This is a genomic window from Streptomyces sp. SS7 (genome assembly GCF_037993025.1).
Lineage (GTDB): Bacteria > Actinomycetota > Actinomycetes > Streptomycetales > Streptomycetaceae > Streptomyces.
In genome coordinates, this window is sequence record NZ_CP141223.1 from 3,640,309 (window position 1) to 3,660,625 (window position 20,317).

The 20,317-nt window shown below is 66.0% G+C and carries 22 protein-coding genes and 2 pseudogenes; 5 read left to right on the plus strand and 19 right to left on the minus strand.

The window, feature by feature from the left end:
- Positions 1 to 109 precede the first annotated feature (109 nt).
- Positions 110 to 517, minus strand: coding sequence for a hypothetical protein (locus U5640_RS16590; protein WP_340376567.1), 408 nt, complete (start codon positions 515 to 517; stop codon positions 110 to 112).
- Positions 518 to 576: 59 nt separating this feature from the next.
- Here U5640_RS16590 and U5640_RS16595 point away from each other — a divergent pair, with 59 nt between their 5' ends.
- On the plus strand, positions 577 to 1,284 hold the full coding sequence (locus U5640_RS16595; protein ID WP_340376568.1) for a uridine kinase: 708 nt from the start codon (positions 577 to 579) through the stop codon (positions 1,282 to 1,284).
- Positions 1,285 to 1,511: 227 nt separating this feature from the next.
- Here U5640_RS16595 and U5640_RS16600 read toward each other — a convergent pair whose 3' ends face one another.
- Complete coding sequence (locus U5640_RS16600; RefSeq protein ID WP_340376569.1) at positions 1,512 to 2,294, minus strand: SigE family RNA polymerase sigma factor; 783 nt, start codon at positions 2,292 to 2,294, stop codon at positions 1,512 to 1,514.
- A 564-nt stretch (positions 2,295 to 2,858) separates the two neighbouring features.
- Between U5640_RS16600 and afsQ1 the strand changes: the two genes are divergently transcribed.
- The 4 genes and pseudogenes from afsQ1 (at position 2,859) to U5640_RS16620 (ending at position 6,843) form a co-directional block, all read left to right on the plus strand.
- Positions 2,859 to 3,536 (plus strand): two-component system response regulator AfsQ1, encoded by a 678-nt coding sequence (gene afsQ1 / locus U5640_RS16605; RefSeq protein WP_199844574.1) that lies wholly within the window; start codon positions 2,859 to 2,861, stop codon positions 3,534 to 3,536.
- Positions 3,533 to 5,038: pseudogene (locus U5640_RS16610) on the plus strand (HAMP domain-containing sensor histidine kinase); the annotation flags it as partial. The gene afsQ1 and the pseudogene U5640_RS16610, both read left to right, overlap by 4 nt.
- A gap of 924 nt (positions 5,039 to 5,962) precedes the next feature.
- Positions 5,963 to 6,514 carry a VanZ family protein gene (locus U5640_RS16615; protein WP_340376570.1) on the plus strand — a complete coding sequence of 184 codons (552 nt, stop codon included), beginning with the start codon at positions 5,963 to 5,965 and terminating at the stop codon, positions 6,512 to 6,514.
- 128 nt (positions 6,515 to 6,642) lie between these two features.
- Complete coding sequence (locus U5640_RS16620) at positions 6,643 to 6,843, plus strand: PspC domain-containing protein (protein ID WP_067248775.1); 201 nt, start codon at positions 6,643 to 6,645, stop codon at positions 6,841 to 6,843.
- 101 nt (positions 6,844 to 6,944) lie between these two features.
- On the opposite strand, the gene U5640_RS16625 is transcribed toward U5640_RS16620, so the two are convergent.
- The 17 genes and pseudogenes from U5640_RS16625 to U5640_RS16705 form a co-directional block, all read right to left on the minus strand.
- Positions 6,945 to 7,322, minus strand: a complete 378-nt coding sequence (locus U5640_RS16625) for an ATP-binding protein (protein WP_340376571.1) — start codon at positions 7,320 to 7,322, stop codon at positions 6,945 to 6,947.
- Between the two features lie 138 nt (positions 7,323 to 7,460).
- A pseudogene (locus U5640_RS16630) lies at positions 7,461 to 7,997 on the minus strand (adenosine deaminase); the annotation flags it as partial.
- An 87-nt stretch (positions 7,998 to 8,084) separates the two neighbouring features.
- Positions 8,085 to 9,299, minus strand: coding sequence for a tyrosine-type recombinase/integrase (locus U5640_RS16635; RefSeq protein ID WP_340376572.1), 1,215 nt, complete (start codon positions 9,297 to 9,299; stop codon positions 8,085 to 8,087).
- A 53-nt stretch (positions 9,300 to 9,352) separates the two neighbouring features.
- A complete protein-coding gene (locus tag U5640_RS16640) occupies positions 9,353 to 9,541 on the minus strand; it encodes a helix-turn-helix domain-containing protein (protein WP_340376573.1) in 189 nt (62 codons plus the stop codon).
- A 7-nt stretch (positions 9,542 to 9,548) separates the two neighbouring features.
- Positions 9,549 to 9,992 carry a cell division protein DedD gene (locus U5640_RS16645; protein ID WP_340376574.1) on the minus strand — a complete coding sequence of 148 codons (444 nt, stop codon included), beginning with the start codon at positions 9,990 to 9,992 and terminating at the stop codon, positions 9,549 to 9,551.
- Positions 9,989 to 10,237: a hypothetical protein gene (locus U5640_RS16650; RefSeq protein ID WP_340376575.1), complete on the minus strand. Its 249-nt coding sequence runs from the start codon at positions 10,235 to 10,237 to the stop codon at positions 9,989 to 9,991. The genes U5640_RS16645 and U5640_RS16650 overlap by 4 nt, the downstream gene beginning before the upstream one ends.
- A 144-nt stretch (positions 10,238 to 10,381) precedes the next feature.
- Positions 10,382 to 10,588: a hypothetical protein gene (locus U5640_RS16655; protein ID WP_340376576.1), complete on the minus strand. Its 207-nt coding sequence runs from the start codon at positions 10,586 to 10,588 to the stop codon at positions 10,382 to 10,384.
- Between the two features lie 8 nt (positions 10,589 to 10,596).
- Entirely contained in the window at positions 10,597 to 12,393 is a 1,797-nt protein-coding gene (locus tag U5640_RS16660) for a DNA polymerase (RefSeq protein WP_340376577.1), read from the minus strand.
- A 512-nt stretch (positions 12,394 to 12,905) separates the two neighbouring features.
- Positions 12,906 to 13,586 (minus strand): FAD-dependent thymidylate synthase, encoded by a 681-nt coding sequence (thyX, locus tag U5640_RS16665; RefSeq protein ID WP_340376578.1) that lies wholly within the window; start codon positions 13,584 to 13,586, stop codon positions 12,906 to 12,908.
- Positions 13,587 to 13,658: 72 nt separating this feature from the next.
- Positions 13,659 to 14,093: a hypothetical protein gene (locus tag U5640_RS16670; protein ID WP_340376579.1), complete on the minus strand. Its 435-nt coding sequence runs from the start codon at positions 14,091 to 14,093 to the stop codon at positions 13,659 to 13,661.
- Positions 14,094 to 14,253: 160 nt separating this feature from the next.
- The gene (gene nrdJ, locus U5640_RS16675) at positions 14,254 to 16,305 is read right to left on the minus strand and encodes a ribonucleoside-triphosphate reductase, adenosylcobalamin-dependent (protein ID WP_340376580.1); all 2,052 of its coding nucleotides are present in this window, start codon (positions 16,303 to 16,305) and stop codon (positions 14,254 to 14,256) included.
- A complete protein-coding gene (locus U5640_RS16680) occupies positions 16,302 to 16,865 on the minus strand; it encodes a hypothetical protein (protein WP_340376581.1) in 564 nt (187 codons plus the stop codon). Before U5640_RS16680 ends, nrdJ begins: the two co-directional genes overlap by 4 nt.
- The gene (locus tag U5640_RS16685) at positions 16,862 to 17,671 is read right to left on the minus strand and encodes a metallophosphoesterase (protein WP_340385152.1); all 810 of its coding nucleotides are present in this window, start codon (positions 17,669 to 17,671) and stop codon (positions 16,862 to 16,864) included. The genes U5640_RS16680 and U5640_RS16685 overlap by 4 nt, the downstream gene beginning before the upstream one ends.
- Positions 17,672 to 18,199: 528 nt before the next feature.
- The gene (locus U5640_RS16690) at positions 18,200 to 18,601 is read right to left on the minus strand and encodes a DUF3310 domain-containing protein (RefSeq protein ID WP_340376582.1); all 402 of its coding nucleotides are present in this window, start codon (positions 18,599 to 18,601) and stop codon (positions 18,200 to 18,202) included.
- Complete coding sequence (locus U5640_RS16695) at positions 18,598 to 18,798, minus strand: hypothetical protein (RefSeq protein ID WP_340376583.1); 201 nt, start codon at positions 18,796 to 18,798, stop codon at positions 18,598 to 18,600. Before U5640_RS16695 ends, U5640_RS16690 begins: the two co-directional genes overlap by 4 nt.
- Complete coding sequence (locus tag U5640_RS16700) at positions 18,795 to 19,496, minus strand: topoisomerase (RefSeq protein WP_340376584.1); 702 nt, start codon at positions 19,494 to 19,496, stop codon at positions 18,795 to 18,797. Before U5640_RS16700 ends, U5640_RS16695 begins: the two co-directional genes overlap by 4 nt.
- Positions 19,497 to 19,840: 344 nt before the next feature.
- Positions 19,841 to 20,293, minus strand: a complete 453-nt coding sequence (locus U5640_RS16705) for a hypothetical protein (protein WP_340376585.1) — start codon at positions 20,291 to 20,293, stop codon at positions 19,841 to 19,843.
- Positions 20,294 to 20,317: the final 24 nt, after the last annotated feature.

Genomic DNA, 20,317 nt, shown 5'->3' on the forward strand with positions numbered 1-20,317 from the left:
GCGCGGGGAACTGCGCACCTTTCAGGGGGCGCGGGGAACTGCGCACCTTTCAGGGGGCGCGGGGAACTGCGCGGCCAGTCACCACCGGCCGCGCGGTTTTCCACCCCCCTCAGCCCCCCACCACCTTCGCCACATCCCCCAGCACGGGAACCGCCCCGAGCGACCGCGCCTGAGCCACCGGCGCGGTCAGCATCTGCGAGGTCAGCGGCTGGAAGTCGGCGACCTGCGTGCCGACGCCGTTGTCGAGGGGGTCCACACCCGTGCCCGCCAACGGGTTGGGCTTGAGGCCGGTGAGCGCGCCGGTGACGTGGGGCAGCGCCGCGAGCGTGCCCCGCACCCCGGTCTGGGGGTCGACGTTCCCGAGCGAGGTCGGCCGGGTCCGCAGCACGTCGACGACGGGTTCGCCCGGCGCAGCCGACGCGGCACCGGCACCCGCGCCCAGCGCCACGCCGGCGGTAGCGAGGGCGGCGAGCACACGCCGGCCGGTGGGGTTCTGTGGGGAAGCGTGTCGAGCCATGAGTGCTGCCACCTTCTGCTGCGCAACGTGATCGGACCGCCACAAAGCGTAGGCGAGGTGTGACGCGCGCTTCAAAGCCGACCCGCGGGGTCGTACCGGGGCCGAAGGATGCCGCACACTGGTGTCCCGTGAGCTCCCAACCGCCCATACCGACCCGAGTCGTGCTGCTCTGCGGCCCTTCCGGCTCCGGCAAGTCCCTTCTCGCCGCCCGCTCCGGCCTGCCCGTGCTGCGGCTCGACGACTTCTACAAGGAGGGCGACGACCCGACCCTGCCGCTGGTCGACGGGAGCTCCGACATCGACTGGGACCACCCCGGGTCGTGGGACGCGGACACGGCCGTCGCCGCCATCGTGGAACTGTGCGCGTCGGGCCGTACCCAGGTACCGGTCTACGACATCTCGCTCAGCGCCCGCACCGGCACGGAGGCGGTCGAAGTGGGGCGGACCCCGCTGTTCATCGCCGAGGGCATCTTCGCCGCCGAGATCGTCGAGCGGTGCCGTGAGCTGGGGGTACTGGCCGACGCGCTGTGTCTGAGCCGGGGCCCGGTGAAGACGTTCCGCCGCCGTTTCCTGCGCGATCTGCGGGAGGGCCGCAAGTCGGTGCCGTTCCTGCTGCGCCGGGGCTGGCGGCTGATGCGGGCGGAGCGCACCATCGTGGCGCGGCAGACCGCGCTCGGCGCGTACGCCTGCGACCGCGACGAGGCGATGGGCCGGCTGGCGTCCGCGGCGGCGGGCCGCTGCGCACCGGCCGCGCGCACCACCGCCTGAAAGGTTCACTCGAACGAGGGACCGGCGCAGGCGGGCGGAAACGGGCCGAGCCTACGGACACATGAAAGCGGGACTGGATGGACCCCCCGGCCCTCCAGTCCCGCTTCCCCCGTTCCCCCCACGCCACCCCCCAGTGGCGTTCCCCCGTGTTGCGCGGCACCGCTGCCCGGCTTCCCCCGTCGGACCCCGGTACCGCTCCCCCCGTTTCCCCCGTTCCCCCGTGACCCTCAGGCGACAAGCTCCCCGAAGGCGTCCTCCTCGTCACGGCCGAAGCTGAGGACCTGGTCCTCGCGCAGCCGGCGGAGCGACCGCCAGATGCTGGACTTCACCGTGCCGACACTGATGTCGAGGATCTCCGCGATCTCCGGGTCGGTGCGGCCCTCGTAGTAGCGCAGGACCAGCATCGTCCGCTGGAGTTCGGGCAGCCGGGCCAGCGCCTGCCACAGGACCGCGCGCAGTTCGGTGCCGCGCATCGCGTCCGTGTCGCCGGGCGTCTCCGGCAGCTCCTCGGTCGGGTACTCGTTCAGCTTGCGGCGGCGCCACGCGCTGATGTGCAGGTTGGTCATCGTCCGCCGCAGATAGCCCCCGACGGCGGCCTTGTCGCTGATCCGCTCCCAGGCGCGGTACGTCGAGAACAGTGCGCTCTGCAGCAGGTCCTCGGCCTCGAAGCGGTCGCCGGTGAGGTGGTAGGCGGTGGCGTACAGGGAGGCGCGGCGCTCCTGGACGTAGGCGGTGAACTCCGCCTCCGTCAGCGAGCGACGCTCCCCCGTGTCCTCCCTGTACGCGGCTCCCCCGTGAGCCTGTTCCCCCGTGTCGACCACCGTCATGAACCCGGTGTGCTGACGCCCGGTGCCGCGAGCGCACCCCCGCCCTCCCCCACGCTCGAATCCGCTCGCGCGGGAGGGGCCCCCATCGACACCGGACTTCTCGGAACCCCGGCCGACGTTCACGTCGTGGAGACGCGTGACGACTGCGACTGCGGTGGTGCTCTTACCGTGCAGCGTGTTCATCTCGCGCCCCCCGTCGTGGACTTCCGGTGTTTCGTTCTTTGCGTTCTTGCCTGTGCCCAAAAGACTGCCGGGGCCACTTCATCGCCGTGTCCGCCGACTGTCACAGACCTGTCACAGGGGTCCGTCATGCCGACACCACAGGGTGTGCACAGTCGTCGGGGGTACGGTCGTCGGCTCGCTGCAGTGGGTGTACGCACCGACACGGCACGGCGCCGGGCGGCCCCGTGACAGCCCGGCGGCCCCGGACGGACCGGTGGCAGCCCGGCGGGGCTGGTCGTCCTGAGTGGTCTGGTGCCGTGTCCGCGGCTCGGCCGCGATGGCCGGCCGGTGTCCTCCGATCTCGCCGCACGCCTGGGTCCGCGGACCCGCGGCGAGCTGCTCGCCCAGGTCGAAACCGCAGGTCTGCGGGTACGCGGCCGACCTGACAGGACCCCCGGCACCGGCGTGCGCGGGGCACCTCCGACCCCCTCCGCACCGCCCGCGCCGCGGAATGCATCTCCCTGTGGCGTCCCAGCCCCGACCCACAGGTCGAACGACAGCCCCCTCATGGGCCAGAATGAGCCCGTGCCTTCCCTGTTGCTGATCGAGGACGACGACGCCATCCGTACGGCCCTGGAGCTCTCACTGACGCGCCAGGGGCACCGTGTGGCGACCGCTGCGAGCGGTGAGGACGGTCTGAAGCTCTTGCGTGAGCAGCGGCCGGATCTGATCGTGCTGGATGTCATGCTGCCCGGCATCGACGGGTTCGAGGTGTGCCGGCGCATCCGGCGCACCGACCAGCTGCCGATCATCCTGCTCACCGCGCGCAGCGACGACATCGACGTGGTGGTCGGGCTGGAGTCCGGTGCCGACGACTATGTCGTCAAACCCGTCCAGGGCCGGGTGCTGGACGCCCGGATCCGGGCCGTGCTGCGCCGCGGGGAGCGCGAGTCGAACGACGCGGCGGCCTTCGGCAGCCTGGTCATCGACCGCGCGGCGATGACCGTGACGAAGAACGGCGAGGACCTCCAGCTCACCCCGACCGAGCTGCGGCTGCTCCTGGAACTGAGCCGGCGGCCGGGGCAGGCGCTGTCCCGGCAGCAGCTGCTGCGGCTGGTGTGGGAGCACGACTACCTCGGTGACTCGCGGCTCGTCGACGCCTGTGTCCAGCGGCTGCGGGCCAAGGTCGAGGACGTGCCCTCGTCCCCGACGCTGATCCGTACCGTCCGCGGGGTCGGCTACCGCCTGGACGTCCCTCAGTGACGGAAACGCAGGAGGCGCACGGCGGCTGGTCCGCGGTGCGCAGGGGTCATCTGTCACGGCTCAGGTTCACCAGCCTGCGCCTCAGGCTCGTCGTCGTCTTCGGCGCGGTCGCGCTGACCGCCGCCGTGTCCGCGTCCGGCATCGCCTACTGGCTCAACCGCGAGGCCGTCCTCACCCGTACCCAGGGCGCGGTGCTGCGGGACTTCGAGCAGGAGATGCAGAACCGGGCGGGCTCGCTGCCGGGGCATCCGACGCAGGACGAGTTGCAGCACACCGCGGGGCAGATGGCCAACAGCAGCCAGCGGTTCAGTGTGCTGCTGGTCGGCGAGGACGCGAACGGCCGGACGGTGTACGGCAACTCCGGCGGACTGAGCGGCTTCTCGCTGGACGACGTGCCGAAGTCGCTGCGGACGGCGGTGAACCGCAAGCAGGACGTCACCGACGGCAACAAGTCGCCGTACCACCTGTACTGGCAGCGGGTCGTGGAGCACGGCACGCCCTATCTGGTGGCCGGTACGAAGGTGATCGGCGGCGGGCCGACCGGGTACATGCGCAAGTCGCTGGAGCCGGAGGCGAAGGACCTCAACTCCCTGGCCTGGTCGCTGGGGATCGCCACCGGCCTCGCGCTGATCGGCGCCGCGCTGCTCGCGCAGGCCGCCGCCACGACCGTACTGAAGCCGGTGCACCGGCTGGGGGTCGCGGCGCGGCGGCTCGGCGAGGGGCGGCTGGACACCCGGCTGCGGGTGTCGGGGACGGACGAACTCGCCGATCTGTCCCGGACGTTCAACCGGACGGCGGAGGCGCTGGAGAAGCGGGTCGACGACATGGCGGCGCGGGACGAGGCGTCCCGGCGGTTCGTCGCCGACATGTCGCACGAGCTGCGCACCCCGCTGACCGCCATCACCGCCGTCACGGAGGTGCTGGAGGAGGAGCTGGACGCGGAGTCCGGCAGCATCGACCCGATGATCGAGCCGGCCGTACGGCTGGTGGTCAGCGAGACCCGGCGGCTCAACGACCTCGTCGAGAACCTGATGGAGGTCACCCGCTTCGACGCCGGTACGGCGCGGCTGGTCGTGGACACGGTCGACGTCGCCGACCAGATCACCTTCTGCATCGACGCGCGCGCATGGCTGGACGCGGTCGACCTGGACGCCGAACGGGGCATCCACGCGCGGCTGGACCCGCGCCGGCTGGACGTGATCCTCGCCAACCTCATCGGCAACGCGCTCAAGCACGGCGGTTCCCCGGTGCGGGTGTCGGTGCGCGAGTCGGCCGAGGACGTCGTCATCGCGGTGCGCGACCACGGGCCGGGCATCCCCGAGGAGGTGCTGCCGCACGTCTTCGACCGGTTCTACAAGGCGAGCGCCTCGCGGCCGCGCTCCGACGGCAGCGGGCTCGGTCTGTCGATCGCCCTGGAGAACGCCCACATCCACGGCGGCGAGATCACCGCCGCCAACTCTCCCGAGGGCGGCGCGGTGTTCACGCTGCGGCTGCCGAGGGACGCGTCGGAACTGGTGGACCTGGGCGACCAGGCGGCGCGGGGCGGACCGGCCGGGCCGGGGGGTCCGGGCGCCGCACAGGGCGCGAAGGCCGGGGAGGTCCGGGAGGTCCGGGAAGGACAACAAGGGGGACGCCTGATGAACGTACGCCGTCTGCTCGCGCTTCCCCTGCTCGCCGGTCTGCTCACCGGCTGCGGGATCCGGGCCACCGAGGTGCCGACCGACTTCGGGGCCGCGCCCTCCCGGGTGCGCTGCTCGCTCAGCGAGCCGGACGTGACGACGCAGTCCGCGCGGGCGGGCGTGCCGGTGCAGGTGTTCCTGCTGTGCGGTTCGTCGCTGGTGACCGTCGACCGCTCGGTACGGGTCACGGACGGGGCGGCGGACGCCCAGCGGCGGGCGCTGGTGGCGCAGGGCCTGCTCGACCAGCTCGCCGAGTCTCCGTCGGCCGCCGAGAAGGAGGCCGGGTACACCACCGACGTGCGCGGGGGGATGACGGTCGGCGGTCCGGGCCCGAAGGACCCCGAGGACGCGCTCCGGCTGAGCGTGGCCCCGGACACCCTCACCTCGTACGCGCTCGCCCAGCTGGTGTGCACCTTCTCCGACTCGGCGGCGGCCGAGGGCGACGGCTCGGTCGTCCTGGGCGGCCCCGGTTCCGATCTCCTGCGCCGCTACGCGTGCACGGACGAGGTCCGCTCCCGGCCCGGCAGCACCGAACCGCCGTCGTCGCCGGTCACCGGGGGCTGAGCGGCGGCCGGCTCGTGCGGTCCGCCGCCGGTGTGGCGGACGCCTCACGGTGGCGCCGGCGGCGGTGTCGCCGCAGGTCACCGTCGGGCGGTGGGGGTGCGGCCGGCGGGGAGCAGCAAGGGCTTGCGGGAGTGCGGGCGGGGAGCCGGAACCGATCGCGCCGGGGGGTGCGTCTAGGGGGTCGTGCAGCGTCAAGGCTCCATCGGCGGCAGCGCCGCGTTCCGTCTCCGTGCGACCGGGGTTGTCCTCCTGGCCGCACATCTCGTGTTCGTGGCCTGGGTCACGCTGCGCCCCCGGGACGTGCCCTGGGTGCTGCCGACCAATCTGCATCCGTTCGCCGGGATCCGCGCCGACCTGAGACTGGGCTGGCCCGAGGCGGCCCGGCGGATCGGCGGCGGGCTGGGGCTGCTGGCCCCGCTGGGTGTCCTGTTGCCGCTGGTGCACGGCCGGCTCCGGGTCTCTCCGCTCGTCTCCCTGATCCGTACGGTCGCGGCGGGTGCCCTGTTGTCGCTGGCGATCGAGCTGCTCCAGACCGGGGTTCCCGGGCAGGTCGTGGACGTGGACTCGCTGCTGCTGAACACCGTGGGGGTGGCGCTCGCGCATGCCGCGGTGGTGCCGGCGGCCCGGGTGTGGCTGCGCCGCAGGGGGGAGCGCCGGAGGCCGTCGGCGGCCTTGTCCGAGGACGCGGCTCAGGGTCGGACCCCGAGGATTCCCAGGGTCGGCATCGCTCCGTAGGAGAAGGATTCTCGGGGTCGGGATGGCTCCGGAGAGTGACGCTTCGCGCTCTTCGGCTCCGTAGCGTTGAGGGCAGATGGGACGGCCGCAGGGGCCGCCTCTCCACCGACGCTCATGAAGGAGCCCAGATGTCCAGCCTCGCCCGCCCCACCCACGGCCGCATGATCGGCGGAGTGTGCGCCGCGCTGGCCCGCCGCTTCGGTACCTCCGCGACCACCATGCGTGTGATCTTCCTGCTCTCCTGTCTGCTGCCGGGCCCGCAGTTCCTGCTCTACATAGCGCTGTGGATCATGTTCCCCTCGGAGGACAAGGCGCGCGCGGCCTGGTGACCCGAGTGCACGGTGTGCACACCCGGGTCCGCTGGAGAACGCCGTCGGGGCGCGCCCGTCACTCACGGGTGCGCCCCGACGGTGTCATGTCGTCACCGGGTTCAGCCGATCGGCAGCCCGTTCACCGGCATCCCGTGGGTGGGCAGACCCTGGACCGGAAGCCCGCCGAGCAGCCCGGCGGCCGGCTTGGTCGGGCCGTGCGAGAGCGCCTGCTCGGCGGCCGGCTGTACGGCGGCGAGGCCTGCGGCGAGGGCCGGCTGGGCCTGCGAGAGCTGGGCCTGCTCCAGGGCCTTGCCGGTACCCGGCACCGCCTTGGTGACGTTCGTGACGTTCTCCAAGGGCAGCGAGCCGGTGACCGTCTCCAGCGCCTGCGAGGCGTCGGGGACGGCCGGGGCGGCGTGGGCGGCACCCGCGCCGACGGCGGCGATGGCGGCACCGAGGGCGGCGACGCCGAGGGTCTTGGCAGCAGACTGCTTCATGAAAATGCGTCCTCGAATGGGATACGGGGAACCGATCGGTCCACGACCGTAAACACGGAAAGGGGGAGGCCGCAAACATCGAAATGCGGACGGATGGCGGACACGCGCCCGCATCTCGCACCCGGGGAAATCGCGCGGTCAGTCCCCCTTGGGCAAGGAAGCGCTGGTGGAAGCCGTCTGCTGGAACAGCCATTCGGACTTGAGCTCGGCATAGCCAGGCTTGATCACGTCATTGATCATGGCGAGACGTTCATCGAAAGGAATGAATGCTGACTTCATAGCATTGACCGAGAACCATTGCAGATCGTCGAGCGTGTATCCGAATGCGTCGACAAGGTGCTCGAATTCCCGGCTCATGCTGGTGCCGGACATCAGCCGGTTGTCGGTGTTGACCGTGGCCCGGAAGTGCAGCCGCCGCAGCAGACCGATGGGGTGCTCGGCATAGGAGGCGGCCGCGCCGGTCTGCAGGTTGGAGCTGGGGCACATCTCCAGCGGGATGCGCTTGTCGCGGACGTAGGAGGCCAGCCGGCCGAGCTTCACGCTTCCGTCGGCGGCGACCTCGATGTCGTCGATGATGCGGACGCCGTGCCCGAGCCGGTCGGCGCCGCACCACTGGAGGGCCTGCCAGATGGAGGGCAGACCGAAGGCCTCACCGGCGTGGATCGTGAAGTGGTTGTAAACGAACCTAGACGCTCTCACCTGCGAAAACGCCGAACCCCGCTCTGACTCTCATCACAGAATCAGCACGGGGTTCGAGAGTCATCACGCGGCTTCGACTGCCATCACGACCGGCTTGACCGCCATCACCGTACGAGCGTGCTCCAGGATGGCCACCTCGACGGCATCCATCGTCCTCACGTGAGCATCCTTCAGCAAGTGTGCGTACGTCGTCTCAGTGACCCGAGTGGACTTGTGCCCCATCCACTGAGCCACCTCGTACAGCGGCACACCGCCCGCGATACAGACGGACGCGAAGTAGTGGCGGAGGCTCTTGGGCGTGTACTCGCTGCCCTCCAGGCCGGCCTTCTTCAGAGCCTTCGTCCAGTGATCGGCGTACGACTTGAACGAGATCGGGTGATCCCGGTACTTCGGACTCTCGAAGAGCCAACCATGCTCCCCCCAGGTCCCGAACTCCTCGGCGTGCCGCTCAACGGCCTGTTGGACGGTGTAGCTCAGCGGGGTCAGACGAGCCTCACGGGACCACTTCAGCTCGTCTTTGAAGGCTGCACCGCGGCTCTTGCCCTCGTTCTTCCCGTGGGTCGTGAGCTGCTGCCAGAGCTTCAGCATCCCAGGCACCGCCTCAAGCGATGTGCGGCTCACTGCCAGGCTCTCGCCAACTCGGGCACCCGAACCCGCCTGGATCCAGACCGAGGCCCGCAGAGGGCCCCACATGGCCTCGAAGAGCGCCTGGACCTCCCCAGTGGTGGGGATCTCCGTGGGCTTGACCTGACGAGCGATCGGAGTTGCTCGCCCTCGCTGTCTCTGACCCAGGGCCGGGTTACGAGGGATTATCTCCATCTCGTGTGCATACCGAAAAACAGTCTTCAGGACGACCATTCGGTGATGCGCCGTGGAGGCCGCATAGTTCTCGTCCTGCTTCCGCTTCCAGTCCGCTATGTCCTTGGACGTGACGCCACCGATGGGACGCCCGCCGAACGGCTTCTCGAAGTGGTTGCGATACGTCGAACGGTAGGACACCAGGGTGGACGGCTCCCGAGTGCCGGCGGCAATCCACTCCTCCCACACGTCAGAGAACAGGCGGCCGGTCTGCTTCGGGTCGATGTACGTACCGACCTGCTTGTCTCGCTCGACCTTCTTGGCGAACTCGTCGGCCTGGTCGTACAACTTGAAGGAGGCTTCGAGCTGCTTTCCGCCACGTCCGCCAGGAGCCCGGTAGCGAACCTTCCAGGGCTTGTGTCTGCAAGTCGGCTTCTTCTTCTTAGGGCAAGCACAGTCTTCTTTCCAGATGCTAGCCATGCCGAGAAACCCCCCACTGGGATTAAGTACCTTGGTGCTGACTCTCAAAACAGTTACATGCCGTCCGACTGAGCGTCAACCCATTGTTCTACGGCCCGAGTTCGGAAACGGACGTGCTTCCCGACCTTTACCGCAGGCAGACCCCATCGACGGTACGAGCCCATCAATGTCCGCTTGCTCACGGCAAGCAGCTCCGCCACCTCATCAGGGGTAAGGAGCTGATTCGAACCACCAGCAGACACAGTATTCCTAGCTGTTCCGAGGATTGAGAATCCGAGCTTCGGTTATTCGACCTTCGGTGTCATTCAAACGCCAGACGACGCGATGAACACCAGCTGCCTCAAGGCGAGGCATGCAGCGGTAGCAGGGGGCGCGGGTGACGTAGACGGTCCCGCCTTCGAGGTCTTCGCGCCTCGCATGAATCAGAAGGTTCTCTTCGGCATGCAGGGCGATGCAGTTGGAGTAGTCGCCCCCGGCCGGGAACTCGTCGTAGGACAGCCGTCCACGGGGGCAGGCCCCATCTTCGAGGCAGCCGGGCTTGCCGGGCACTGAGCCGTTGTGCCCACTCATCACCAGGCGCCCTCTGCGGTCGTACAGAACTGCTCCGACCTGAGACCGCGTGCAGTCTCCGCTGAGGGAGACTGCATCGGCCACTCGTAGGCGCCTCTCCTCCTTGGGGAGGCGCTTACTCACTCGTCGTCCTCCGCCAGGTGGTGAACGACCTCCACGGCCGGCGCCATCTCGGACACCCAGTAGTCCTGTGCCATCTCCTTGGCCATCTCGTAAGGGATGCCCGAGTTCAGGGCGGCCCGGAGCACGGTGCCGGCCACTTCGGCTACGGCGACTGCTGTGAGGGCTCGCTTCTCCAGCTCGGCCACGGCGAAGTCACTTTCGATGGACTTCATGACGGACTCAAGATCCTCGGGCTTGTCGTTCACTCGCACCTCTCCACGGCGTTGTTATCTGCGCATTCGGCACACAGGCCGGTTTGTACGTCGTCAAGGCTGAACAGCCCCACGGCGTCCTGGAGCTGGCACCACTCGCACAGCTCGATGTCTTCCAGCTCGGCTTCGTACAAGGGCTCACATCACGACGTAGGCGACAGGGACGGGGTTGGTGCCGGCCGTTTCGGTCCAGACGCGAGGCTCTTGGGCGTCGATCTCCGTTGCGGCCTCCTCGTAGGTGCCGGCGGCACAGCAGCCGCATCCGGGGTCACGGACGACGACGGGAATATCTCCGTGCTCCTTCAGTACCTTTTCGGCGTCCTCGATCAGTTCACTCAGCTTCAAACCGTCTCCTAGTGCTTGCTGTCTTCGAGGTCGAGAATTGAGCCCCATGAGCGCTCTCCGATCTCGCCCTCTGCGGGGACCAGGACGCCCTTGACCGTGAATTCCATGATCTCGGCGGCCTGCTTGGTCAGTTCTTCGGCTCGGCCCTTGGGGAAGGAAAAGACGATCTCGTCATGAATCACGAGCCGAATCCAGGGGGTGAATCCGGCCTTGTCGAGGTTGATCACAGCGCGGGCTGTGATATCCCGAGAGCCTGACTGGATGTAGTAGTTCAGGGCTGCGTATGCCCGAGTCCTGTCCACCGGGAGCCGGCGGCCGGTGACGGTGTAGATGTGGCCGTACCGTCTGGCCTCGGCCATGAGCTTCTTCGAGAGCTTCCCGACCCATGTGTAAGTCGAGTTGAAGGCGTCGATGGTCCTGCGGGCAACTTCTTCGGTCACGGCCGCGTTCGTCATCAGAGCCTTCCAGCCCCCGCCGAAGACGGTTAGGAAGTTCGCTTGCTTTCCGGTCTTGCGGCTCACTTCAGCGGCGTCGGCCGTGATCTGGTGGAGATCCTTGTCATTGAGGAATGCGTCCATCATGACGGGGTCTCGCGACTCGGCGGCGAGGAAGCGGAGTTCCATGTTTCCGAAGTCGATGGACACACTTACGTGCCCTTCTTCCGCGAGGAACATGCTGCGGACGTATCCCGTTCCTGCTGGGAACGTCTGGGCTGGCACGCTGCCCGTGATGCTCATGCGGGCCGTTCGAGCCTGGATTGAATTAATGGACGGGTGTACCCGCCCCTCGGCGTCCCTTCCGTTGAGCGCGTTTTCGAACCAGGTCTTCCGCCACTTTGCGGCCTTGGTCGCCTTCTTGACGGCTTCGGCCAACGGATGGTCGATGGAGTCCAGGACTTCGGCGTCCATCGAGATGTTTCCCTTGGCGGTCCGCTTCGTGAGCTTGAAGCCGAATCGCTGGAATGCCTCGATGAGTTGCTTATCCGAGTTGACGTTCTCGATTCCCCAACTACGGGCTACCTCGACCCACTTGTCTTCCTCGGCCTTCAACTCTGCGATACGCATTTCTGCATACGCTTCGTCGACCAGGTAGCCGGTCCGTTCCATCTTGGCCGTGACATGGGCCAATCGGTGTTCCCAGCCGATCAGCCCCTTCTTCTTCGAGCGCGCCGGCACCAGAGGAAGAAGGATGTGGAGCAGGCGGAACGCAAGGATCGGATCCATGCCCGCGTACAGCAGGTAGTCAGGGTCGAAGGTCTTGACGAGAGGCCAGATGGCTTCTTTCTTGACCTTGTACCTCTTGGCTATCTGGGTCATGGAGCCCTTGACCTCAGCAGCCAAAACCGCGTCGATGTAGAACTTCGTCAGCTCTTCGAGCTTGAGACCGGGCCCCGCCTCCTTGACCTGCCGGGGGTCGACCAGGTGAGCGAGGATCTTGGTATCGAACATCTTCGGGGCCAGCTCTTCGAGCGGGACACCGAGGCAGTGTTCGCTGACGTGCTGGTCGAAGGTGCCGTTGTGGGCGATGAGCCAGCGGGCCTTGCGGAGGGCCCAGATGCCGGCGGCCTTGAATTCGGGATGGGTCTCGACCGGCAGAACCCAACTCTCACGGGCGTTGCCGAACTGGGCCAGGCGGATCCGGAAGCCGCGGCCGGCGTTCCACCAGTCGAGTCCTGTTGTCTCCGTGTCGTAGCCCAGGACCGGGTTCGCGACGACGAAGTCAATGAATTTATCGAGGTCCCACGTGGTCTCAGCTACGTTGATCCGTACCGGCTGGTTCTTGATCTTGTAGGTTATGACCTGCATTAAGACCTTTCAGTTGTCTCCTTGCACACGTGTTCTCGGGCTGCGTCTACGAGGTCGAGCAAAAGCACTTCGTTCTCGTCGCAGCAGTCACAGCCGCCCTGGCCGAATGACTCATCACAGAGGAAGCAGAAGAGTTCAACTCCGCCGTTGTCCCACCCGATGACTTGGACCAGGCGCAGGTTCATCACCGGTGCATCACGCACCGCGCCGGCGCTTCCCCGGCCTTGGCGTATGTCCAGAGGCCACAGGGGGCCTGGAACCATGCGTACTGTGCGAGGGCCAGGGCGATGACGATCACGGCTGTTGCGAGGATCTTCACTCGCCCTCCCCGAGCAGGAATCGGAGCGTGACGTCACTCAAGCCGTTGACGGCATAGACCTTGATCTCCGCGTCCGGGTACCAGCCGAGCAGTCCCTTCAGGATGTTGCGAACGTTCCGCTCGTCCGTGGCGAATCGGAACCGGCCTCCGTGGTTCCAGCCGTATTCCGATGACTCGATGATGAACTGAGGTATCAGGGGGCAACCCTTCCGTGCGTGTCGAATGCAGCTGCCGTGAACGGCATCTGTTCCTCGAAGGCAGCTTCCATCTGGTCGGCAACCATCTGGATTTCGAGCTGGGGGAAGCTCGGCACCTTCGCGTTCTCCCTCTTGGTGCGCAGGCTGAGGAAGTGCATGAGGCTCCGCGCATTGCAGGTGACGTAGAAGGACGTGTAGATGTTCACGGGAAGCACCATGCGGGCGACTTCTCGGGCGACGTCCATTTCCAGAAGCCGCTTGTATGTGCTGTACGCCTCGGCGCTGATCCGCTTCAGGTCACCGCTGACGGTCATCCACTGCTTGTAGGTGCCGAGTTCGAACTGATAGGCACCGGGCTTTCCTACCTGGCGTAGGGGCCGACCGTCGGCCGGGACGTAGAAGGTCGGCGCGAGTTCCTTGTAGCGTCCTGACTCTTCGTTGTACGAAAATCCAGCTCTGTGACGAAAGAATTCGCGGGCGACGAAGATCGGAGCCTCGACGTAGAACGTGAACCGGGTGTGCTCGAACGGGCTGCCGTGCCGGTCCCGCATGAGGTAGTTGATCAGAGGTTCCACGGGGAGGTTGAGGTCCAGGCCGTCAGAGCCGATGGTGGAGACTCGGGCTGCTGCGGCCACATCGAAGTCGGTTGCATCGGACTTCATGAGGTCGACGTACATGTCAGAGCGGAACTGCATGGATCTCCAGGGGAAGGGGGGCCGGACTTTCCCGGCCCCCGTCGCGACGTCTGGCTAGCGGGCCTTGAAGGACCCGTCCTTCTGCCGCCACAGCGGCTCGCACTTGTCGCTGTCGTCCTGCGAGTTGCAGAACATGGCAGCCCAGTTGGCCTTCTCGACGAGGCTGCGGCCGTGCGGGCAGTCGTCATCCGCGACGGCCGGCTTCTTGGGCTGGACCTTGCCGCCCTGGAACTTCTTCGGCGCCGATCCGCCACCGGGGTTGCCTGCGCTGCCCTTGAACTGGCTGCGGGCGTACTCCGCGGCCTTGGCGGTGAGGTCGATCAGGCCCTCGGACTTCAGCGCGGTCAGCAGCTCGGCGCCGCGCTTCGCGGTCTCCTCGGCGCTGTGGCCCCAGACGGTAGGGGTGAGCCATTCCGCGTCGTAGCCGCTGGCAGCCTTGAGGGTGAAGCCGATCTTGAAGGGGGCAGGTCCGGCGGTGGGATCGGTCATAGGCGTGTTCTCCTTCGTCGGGGTCGGGTTTTCCGAGGGCTCATCCCAAGGGGACTTCTCCTCGAATGGGTCGGGGTAGGTCAAATGCTTTCCTCTCCTCATTTCTGATACTGACTGAGTCGCGTCACCGACTCAACTTTTTAGTTAGTGAGGAATGCCACTAGATTGGGCACGCTCCGCTCGCACAGATTTCGTCGTACGAGGTGTCCGTCGACTCCTGGCCCAGCTCGGCCACCAGGCGCTCGTACTCTGCGCGCGTGATGCGCTCGTAAGGGGCCTGGGCACGGCTCAGCTCGGGGAAGATCGTGCTTCCCTTCAGCCGGGGCATGAACTCCCGCAGGATGCTCGCCACGTCCTTGGTCGTGTACTGCTCCGGGTCCACGGAGGCCGTGTAACTCACCGCCTGGTCGGCCCAGTACCGCTGATACATGGCCTGCATGCTGAGCATCTGCTCAAGCGTGAGCTGGCCCGCATGCTCGATGACGGACGGGTCCTTCACCTGGTCGACGAGCGCATCCTTCGTCGGGATCGAGACGACGGCAGTGTTCGCCGCATAGATGCAGTCCTCGACCTGGTAGCCCTTGCTCCGGTAGTCCTCCACCTTTCGCTTCTCCTCCGGCTCCACCAGAGAGAAGCGGATACGACGAAGGAAGTAACTGCTGAAAGGAGCATGGATGCCTTCCCCCGAGGCGCCGGCCACCTTTGAGGTTGTGCCGGTCGGCGCTACCACCCTGGTCTTGATCGGGACCGGTACACGCAGTTGCCTGGCGTACTCGGCCGCAGCCTTGTCCACCTCGCGGGCCCACAGCGTCAGGTCGGTCTCGACTTCCCAGTCGTCCGGGGCCTCCGAGTAGCGGATGCCTCGCTTGGCCAGGTAGTCAGCGAGGCCCAGGTGCCCCACGCCGATCCTTCGGTACCTCGCGATGGCAGCAGCCGACTTCGGATCGTGGACCGGCGCGAACGTCGCCCTCAGCAGGTACCGCGTCATGAGCCGGTGAGCCTCGTCCAGCCCATCGAAGTCCGGCTGGCCGTTGTCGTTGACGAACTCCCCGAGGTTGACCGAGCCGAGACAGCATGGCTCGCCGGGAAGCAAGAGCGCTTCGCCACAGGGATTCGTCGTGAAGACGCCATCGACCTCCCCCTCAGCCGACAGAGAGGAGTTCCAGAAGCCTGGCTCACCGTTCTTCACTGCCCCGTCAGCGAGGGCGTTGAGGATGTGACTGGCGTCTTCGTCACCGTCGTACAGGGCTTTGAGGAAGCCGTCGTCTACCTCCACGCTGATGTTCGTCGTCCAGTGCTTCGACTGGTCGGCCTTGCAGGCCATGAACTCGTCGATGGCAGGGTCCGCCCAATGCATGATCGACATGCGGGCCGATCGCCTCACGCCACCGGAGACGATACATCGGGCAATCTCGTGATCGATCTCCATGGCATCCATGCCGGTGAGCGGAGTCCCGATCAGACGAACCAGGCCGGCGGGATCCTCGTCGTCGATCTCCACACGGCTGGCCAGGGTCTTCCCGACCTCGATCAGCATCTCGGCGAACGGCGCCGGGCCGCTCGCAGTCCCCCCGAACTTCCGGAGGGGAGCGCCCTTCGGCCGGACTCGGGAGACGTCGTAGACCCTGTCCACATGCCTGGTCGTCGGGTTGTGCGCGGTCCGGATCAGGTCGGCCAGAGCGTCAGCCCAGCCCTGCCGACTGTCCTCGACGGGGTAGGAGCCAGCCCAGCCCGCCGCGTACTGCTCGGAGAGCAGGCCCGCGGCCTTCATCTCCTCGTAGTCCTTGTGCCAGACGTCGCAGACGATGTGAACCTTCACCGGGATGGCGACGGCCGGGAATTCGTCCAGGTAGCGGGCCGAGTAGTTCGAGCCGACTCCTCCGCCTTCGGCGAGGCGAAGCAGGGTGAACGTGAAGTGCTCGGCCGGGTCCTGCGGATTCCATCCCGATGCCCAGCAGTTGTTGAGAGCGAAGGGCGTGACTCCGCTGGCCTTGAGGTGGCGGCCGGCCGGAAGAATCTTCCAGGACTCGATCAGCTCGACCAGGCGGTCACGCTCGCCCGGCTCGATGTAGCGGGGATCGACGAGGCTGAGGTTCCCGTCGACAACCCGGCGGACCGTCTCAGGCCAGGTCTCCAGCTCCCCGTTCGGCTTCTCACGGCGGTAGGTGCGCTCATAGACGGTCTGCGCGGTCTCGGTCTTCCAAGCGGTCATGCAGCTCCCTTTGCAGTTCTGATCGTTCGGTTCATGGCGAGTGCCAGTGCGTCAACGGCTCGGTAGGCGCGTCGCTCCTCGGCGTCGTCGGCCGGGGGCAGTCCGTAGACGAACTGGCGCATGAGCAGCTCCCGGTAGTCCGGGCTCAGCCTGTTCAGGGCCTTCGAGGCATCCATGCGCGCGGACATGATGTTGTCGGCGATGGTGCAGCGGGTGAGGTCGTCTTTCCTGCCGATCTGGGCACTGACCTCGTTGTCGGTGTAGATGAAGGACCGCAGGACTCCCCGGACCTCTTCGGGGGTGTAGTAGTACTGGTCGTCCATGAGGTCGCGGTAAGCCCGCTCCTTGGCGGCGTAGCGTCTGCCGGCGGTCCAGAACACCTTCCGGATCAGGTCTTCGTCGTGCTGGTACCGAGCGAGGATGTGTCGCTCTTCCAGGGCGTGAACGAGGATTTCTTGCTTCACGTCGTCGGCCTCGACGACAGCCCACTTCCCTGCGATCTCCCGTGCGACCCTGCCCGCCAGTTCGCCGAGTCGTTCCCAGTCCAGCTCTTGTGTCACGCCGCCCCCTTCGCCGCGAACGTCCCGCGCACCCCGCGCTTGATCTCTCCGAACCGCTGTCCCTCGACCACGAACGAGCCGTCGTCCTCGACCGGGATGGCGTGAGGAACCGCGTTGTACTTGCCGACGTAGAACAGGCCAAAGCCTCTCTGCCAGTTGGCCGGGCCGTTCTTGAGGTAGCCGGCCTTCCTCACGTCCATGAGGTGACCGACCTCGAAGCCGTAGATGGTCTTCAACTTGCCGTTGTGGCCGGTGGTGTGGGGCGAGACGGCCAGCCGGTGAGTGTGGCCCATGACCAAGCTCGTGCCTGCCTTCACGGCCTTCAGTCGGGCCGTGGCGCCCGGTACCTGGTTCATGCCGGGGCTCTCGTGCCCGTGGATGGCGACCCATCCGGGCGCGAAGTTGTAGTAGGGCTCTACCAGGTCCCAGCCGTGTGCATCGAGCTGAAGCAGGGTCTCCATCCGGTAGGCCACGTCCTCATGCCCGAGGGCCGGCGCCTTGCTGATGAGGTACTTCTCGGGGCGCTCGTCGTGGTTGCCCTTGAGGATCTTCTTCGGGCCGGCGAACACCTCGCTGACGGGCTGGATGAAGTTGTCCACGCTGTACTGCGAGTCCCGGATCACTCCGCCTGCGAACTCGGCCCTGGTCCCCGCGGACCAGCGTGAGGGGGCCGGGTAGTCGACACAGTCACCGATCTGGATCACTTCGTCAGGCTGATATTCGCCGATGAACTGGATGAGGTTCTTCAGAGCCCGCTTGTCCTCGAAGGGCATTTGCAGGTCGCTGACGACAACTATTCGCTTCAGGTGCCACGCTCCAGGTAACTCACAGCCTTAAGAAGCAAGACTGGATCGTCTTTCAGCTTTCCGATTGCCGTATTACATAGACCGCAGAGAAGCCCTCGAACGCGGCCGGTCCTGTGGCAGTGATCAACGGCAAGCCTTCTCTTACTGCTCTCAGACGGAATGGCGCAGATTGCGCATCTCCCTCCCTGCCGCTCTAGCATCGCTTCGTATTCTCGGGCGGTGATGCCGTACGCCCTTTTGATGTGAGCGGTATAGATAGCCTTGGAAGGGTTCACGCGGTCTGATGAATGGCGGAGCTTCTTTGAGCACTCGGGACAGTACTTGCGCGGGCGGCCCCTACTGGCTTGGTCACCGATGGTGCCGCATTCCTCGCAATTGAATGTCGCTCCCCTTATGCTTTTCGCCGCCTTGTTGCGCGCCGAAATCCTCTCCTGCGCACACTTCGGGCAATATTTCCGGGGCCGTCCTCTTACCGAGGTCTGGACGCCTATCGCTCCGCAGTCCTCACAGGCGTACTGCCTCACTCGCTTACTCGTCCTCCACGCGCTTCAGCTCGAATTCGATGTACCGAGCGGCCTTCTGCAAGTCCTGTGTGGCGTCGCCTTTACGGCCGGCGCGCATGATGTACTTCAGCGCGTTGCCGAGGTTGAAGTTGAAATGCTGCGTGATGTCGATGACTTCGATGCCGTTGGGAAGCCACGTGTAGTGACTCGGATGGTTGACCGGATCGTTGTCCGAGTTGTCGGCGGAGAACAGAGAGATTTCCTGGGGCGAGAAGCCCAGGGTTTCGCCGCTGGCGAACGTCAGCTCGTAGGGGAACGCCTCTTCCGGTACGACCTTCGTGACGATGGCACGCGCGTCCTGGAACCGCTCGGCGTATTTGGTTCCAGGCTTGGAGACGATGACTACCTCGCCGACCTCGTATGTCACGCGGCCTCCAGCTCGTCATCCCGGAAGAACGCCCCCAGCGTCTGGAATCCGGCCTCCGGGTGATCGAGTAGCACGGAAGTGGCTTCCTCGGTCTGGGCGTAGTTCACGCGCTCGATGATTCCGGTCAGGCCGGCCGTTCCATCTGACACGGAGGACTTCACGCGAACCCGTGTTCCGGGCTCCCACTTGCTCTTCACAGGCCGATCCTTTCTCGCAGGGCCTTGGGGCCGTGCACGTGCATGAATGAATTGGAGTCGTGACCGTCACCGAGGATGATGACCTTCGAGTTGAGCGCCAGATCGGTGGCGCGCTTCTCTGCGGCTTCTCGGCCGGGATCGTCGTCGTCGGCAACCTGGAAGACTGTCTGGAAGCCGAGGTAGGCAGGAGTGAAGTAAGGGCGCCAGGCCGAAGTGCCCTGGTATCCGGTGGCCGGGACGGCTGCCACAGCCCACGCCATCGCATCGAATTCACCTTCCGTGTTCACGATGAATGGGCTCGTCGTGATGAGTGCGAAGGTGTTGAACAGGCGTGGACAGTCGCCGGGGATCGTCAGGTACTTCCCGTGCTTGTGATGGGTCTCCTTGCGGAGCGGGGCCAGGTAATTTCCGGCCTCGTCCTTCACGCACTTGTCCTGGATGCAGCGGAAGCGCAGCGTGGCGACGCCATGAGTCCCGCCCGCCGGCCTGAGGTACGGGATGACCAGCGATCCCGTGTACTGCTCATGGCCCGTAAGAGCCGAACCGACGTAGCCGATTCGGAACTTCTCCGCGACGCTGCCCAGTCCGCGGGCCTCCATGTACGCCTCTGCGGGGCTTCCCTTGTACTGCTGGAAGTACGTCTTCGCTGCTTCCACCGAACCGGGAATGTGCAAACGTTTGTGCTTCTCTGAAGCCAATGCCTTCCTCGCGCTGGATTACGTCGTAAGAGTCCTCGGATACATCGCACACGAAACAGGACCAACGCTGTTTCTCTGTGTTGACCGAGGCGCTTGGGTTCTCTTCGGCATGTAGCGGGCAGAGGATCTTTTGCCACCCTGCCCGCTCCTTCACCTCGATGCCGTAGAAGTGCTTCAGCACTCCGGCGATCGGCGGCTTAGCGATCACTTGCCGGGGCCGGGGACGGCTCACCGACCTTGCGGGTAGTGACCGGGAAGTCGTACTTCCGGTACATGGAGACCATGAGTTCCTTCTCACCACGCCACTTGCGGTAATCGAAACTGGCGGACTTCTCAGCCACGGGTCATCCGGCCTTTCGCACTCGGCGTTCCTCTTGGAGGAGACGCTTCAGGTCGTAGTTCTCGCGTACCAGCTTCAAGAGCTGATCGAAGGGCATGACCGAATACGCTTCCCCGACGCTCTTGAACCGCGCCTTGATGACGACGGCCCCGTTTGTCGCGTGGGGGTTGTGATCCAGCTCCCGCTTCAGCTCACGCATGAATTGCGCGAGGTCGAACTTCTGGACGTTCTTCATCTCGAAGAGGAACGCCATGGGGGCGAGGGTGATGTCTCCACGGTCATTCACCCCATACAGGGTTCCGTGTCGCTGGATCTCTTCCGGATCGATGTCCGGGAAAGTCTCCCGGAGATGATCAAGGCCCTGCTTTTCCCAGCGGTAGCCCTTGTCCTTATTGGCCCTGGCGGTCGAACTCATCGCCCCCCTTCCCTTACTTTCAACATAGATCAGCTCCGTCACCGACTCAACTTTTGCGTCAAAGAA